The organism is Actinocorallia lasiicapitis (assembly GCF_054778695.1).
On record NZ_BAAGZI010000881.1, the window covers coordinates 1 to 624 of the forward strand.

Below are 624 nucleotides of genomic sequence, written 5' to 3' on the forward strand. Positions count from 1 at the left end.
GTGGCCGCGACGGCCGGTGCGCCGCCCGCGAGCAGCACGCCCGCCGTGAGCACCGCGAGGGTGCGCCTGTTCGGCTTCATCAGCGATCACCACGCCGTGTGAGGGTTCGTCGCACGGAGTCATCACTCCCCGGAGCGCGCTCCGCCTAATCCCCTTCGAGTGATCTTGTTTTTCGGTCAGGTCGGGGTGGGTGAAGACGGCTCGTCCGTGGGCGTGGGCGTGGCCGGCGGCTCCGTCACAGGCGGTTCGGTGGCCGTCGGTTCGGCGGTCGGCGAGGGCTCGGACGGGGAGGGCGTCGCGGAGCTGGACGGCGCGGACGGATGGGTCGTGGACGGGCTGGGAGTCGGCGATGCGGCGGCGGCCCGCCACGTGACGGTGACGGTCGTGGAACCGAAGGTCAGACTTCCCTCACCGTGGGAGGAGGGAATACGGAAGACCCGAACCGTGACGGTCGCGGTCTCGCCGTCCCGGAGCCGTCCCGACGGCGCCGACAGCCGCAGCGCCCCGGTGGTGCGGGCCCGCCACACCAGATCGCCCCGCGGCGCCATGGCGTTACCGCTACTTTCCTCCACCCACCGATGCCCCGCCAGGGGCATCTTGGCTAACCCCCCCCCCCCCCCCCCC

At 72.8% G+C, this 624-nt stretch carries 1 protein-coding gene; it reads right to left on the bottom strand.

Annotation, left to right across the window (positions count from 1 at the left end; translation table 11 throughout):
* Positions 1 to 176: 176 nt before the first annotated feature.
* Entirely contained in the window at positions 177 to 548 is a 372-nt protein-coding gene (locus ACYVE7_RS35285; RefSeq protein WP_460371041.1) for a hypothetical protein, read from the bottom strand.
* Positions 549 to 624: the final 76 nt, after the last annotated feature.